This is a genomic window from Phreatobacter sp. (assembly GCF_051860605.1).
Taxonomy (GTDB): domain Bacteria; phylum Pseudomonadota; class Alphaproteobacteria; order Rhizobiales; family Phreatobacteraceae; genus Phreatobacter.
This window is the reverse complement of record NZ_JBHYDR010000024.1, coordinates 1-2,584: the sequence shown is the minus strand read 5'-3', so window position 1 is coordinate 2,584 and position 2,584 is coordinate 1. Positions and strand designations below refer to the sequence as shown.

General features: G+C 72.1%; 5 protein-coding genes. All 5 read left to right on the top strand.

Annotated features, from left to right (window positions below):
- Positions 1–403 (top strand): DUF3168 domain-containing protein (locus tag ACTIFS_RS21695; protein ID WP_439576204.1); only part of this gene is annotated, 403 nt, incomplete at its 5' end.
- 418 nt (positions 404–821) lie between these two features.
- Entirely contained in the window at positions 822–1,229 is a 408-nt protein-coding gene (locus ACTIFS_RS21690) for a phage major tail protein, TP901-1 family (protein ID WP_439576203.1), read from the top strand.
- Positions 1,230–1,255: 26 nt separating this feature from the next.
- Positions 1,256–1,618 (top strand): gene transfer agent family protein, encoded by a 363-nt coding sequence (locus ACTIFS_RS21685; protein WP_439576206.1) that lies wholly within the window; start codon positions 1,256–1,258, stop codon positions 1,616–1,618.
- A complete protein-coding gene (locus tag ACTIFS_RS21680; protein ID WP_439576205.1) occupies positions 1,615–1,848 on the top strand; it encodes a rcc01693 family protein in 234 nt (77 codons plus the stop codon). Before ACTIFS_RS21685 ends, ACTIFS_RS21680 begins: the two co-directional genes overlap by 4 nt.
- Before the next feature lie 10 nt (positions 1,849–1,858).
- The gene (locus ACTIFS_RS21675) at positions 1,859–2,452 is read left to right on the top strand and encodes a phage tail tape measure protein (protein ID WP_439576202.1); all 594 of its coding nucleotides are present in this window, start codon (positions 1,859–1,861) and stop codon (positions 2,450–2,452) included.
- Positions 2,453–2,584: the final 132 nt, after the last annotated feature.

The following is a 2,584-nucleotide window of genomic DNA, read 5'->3' as shown; positions in this document are numbered from 1 at the left end:
TGTCGCGACCCTTGCCCTGCGGCAGAGCCTGCATCAGGGCCTTGCCGGCCATGCGCCGCTGGCCGCGGTTCTCGGCGGCGCGAAGATCTTCGACGAGGCGCCGCGTGCGGCCGAGTTTCCCTATGTGACGCTCGGCGACGCGCAGGTGTCGGACTGGTCGACGGGATCGTCGACCGGCCAGGAGCACAGCCTCACCCTGCATGTCTGGTCGCGGCAGGGCGGACAGGCCGAGGCCCACCTGATTGCCGGCGAGATCATCGCCGCGCTTGAGGAGGTGCCGCTGGATCCTGCCGGCCACCGCCTCGTCAACCTGCGCTTTGCCACCGCCGACATCCGCCGCGAGGCCGATGGGCGCACCTGGCACGGCCTCGTCCGCTTCCGCGCGGTGACCGAGCCGGCGTGACGATCCGCTCGGCCTGAGCCCGTCGATCGCCCCACCCTCACCCTCACCCTCGCCGCTGCGCGGAGAGGGAGACCACCGCGGCCCGCCCCTGTCCGGCGCGTCGTGCCTGGCGCGACCGTGACGGAGCGGACGCCGCGCCGGCCGCTCTCAAGCCGGCACTTTCGGCCCTGCATTCCGGTCTGTGCGTCCTTCGAGGCTCGCGCTTTGCGCTCGTACCTCAGGATGAGGAGGAGCAGCGGAAGGCACCGAGGCTGCCAGGGCCCTCAACGGTCAAGGCTGCCCACGCCCCTGATGCCAGCAACAACCCTCCTCATCCTGAGGTGCGAGCGACAGCGAGCCTCGAAGGACGCACAGGACGCGATGCAGGCAGGCCCACCATCCGCCTCCCAGACCCCATTTCCCAGCACCGGAGAGACCCATGGCTGCCCAGAAAGGCAAGGACCTGCTCGTCAAGATCGCCGACGGCGACAGTTTCGTCACCGTCGCGGGACTGCGCTCGCGCCAGCTGCGCTTCAATGCCGAGACGGTGGACGTCACCCATGCCGAGAGTGCCGGCCGCTGGCGCGAACTGCTCGGCGGCACCGGCGTCAAGCGCGCCGCGGTGTCCGGCTCGGGCATCTTCCGGGACGAGGCCTCCGACGCGCTGATGCGCCAGGTGTTCTTCGACGGTGCGGTGCGCGGCTTCCAGGTGATCGTGCCGGATTTCGGCACGGTCGAGGGCGCCTTCCAGATCACGGCGCTGGAATTTGCCGGCAACCACAATGGCGAGGTGACCTGGGACATGGCGCTGGAAAGCGCCGGCGCCCTGACCTTCGCCGCAGCCTGACGGAGGCTCCCTTGACCACAGGACAGATGCCCAATCGCCATCGCGGCGAGATCGCCGCCGACCTCGGCGGCCGGTCCCGCCGGCTGGTGCTGACCCTTGCGAGCCTCGCCGAACTGGAGGCCCATTTCGAAGCCGCCGACCTCGTCGAACTCGCCGACCGCTTCGCCTCCGGCCGTCTGGCCGCCCGCGACCTGGCCGCAATCATCGGCGCCGGCCTGCGCGGGGCGGGCGAGACCATCAGCGATGCCGAGGCGGCAGCGCTCGCCGTGGAGGGCGGGGCGGGCGCCTATGCCCGCATCGTGTCGGAACTGCTGACCGCAAGCTTCGGCTCAGCCGAGGTGGCCGAACGCCAGCCCGCGGGAGCGCCCGCCGGCCCTTTCGCAGCCTGACCGGGCAGTCTGCGCGGGCGCCGCAGCCCTTCCCCTGGGAGGCCGTGCTGCGCCTTGCCCTCGGCGTCCTCGGCTGGTCGCCGGAGTCATTCTGGCGGGCAACGCCGCGCGAACTGGCGGCAGCGCTCGACGGCCGTTTCGGCCGCCTGACGCCGCCCGCCGGGCGCACGAGCCTCGACCGGCTGATGGCCGCCTATCCCGACATCGCCGCAACCCGGAAGCCTTCATGAGGAGCATGCCATGACCCCCGTCGATACCCTCACCGTCGCGGTCACCGCCGATACCAGCGCCTTTCGCCGCGAGATGGGCGATGCCGACCGGCTGGCGCGTGGCTTCGGCACCTCGCTCACGCGCGCCTTTTCCAATGCCGTGGTGCGCGGCCAGGACCTCGGCGACGTGATGCGCAGCCTTGCCCAGCAGCTCTCGGCGCTGGCGCTGCGCGCCGCCATGAAACCGGTCACGGACGGCCTGATGGGCTCGTTCAGCGACCTTTTGATGGGCTTCCGCGGCCTCGGACAGGGGGTGAGCACCGAGGCCGGCCTGATGTCCGGCCTGACGCCCTTCGCCCGCGGCGGGGTGATCGCCGCACCGGCCTATTTCCCTATGCCCGACGGCCGCACCGGCCTGATGGGCGAGCGGGGCGCCGAGGCGGTGATGCCGCTGGCCCGCACCGCCGACGGACGGCTGGGCGTTGCGGCCGGGGAGGGCGGTCGCCGGGCCGCGCCCGTCGTGTTCAACGTCACCGCCACCGACGCGGCCAGCTTCCGCCGCTCGGAGGCGGAGGTGACGGCGCTCGTCGCCCGTGCCGTCGCCCGCGGGCGCAGGGGATTGTGAGGGGGGTACGCCCGACAGGCCCAACCCTTACCCTCCCCGCTTCGCGGAGAGGGAGACGACAGCGTTCCGCCCCGCCCGCTCCGCCGTGCCTGGCGCGACGGTTCGGACTGAAGGTGCGACGCCAAAGCCTCC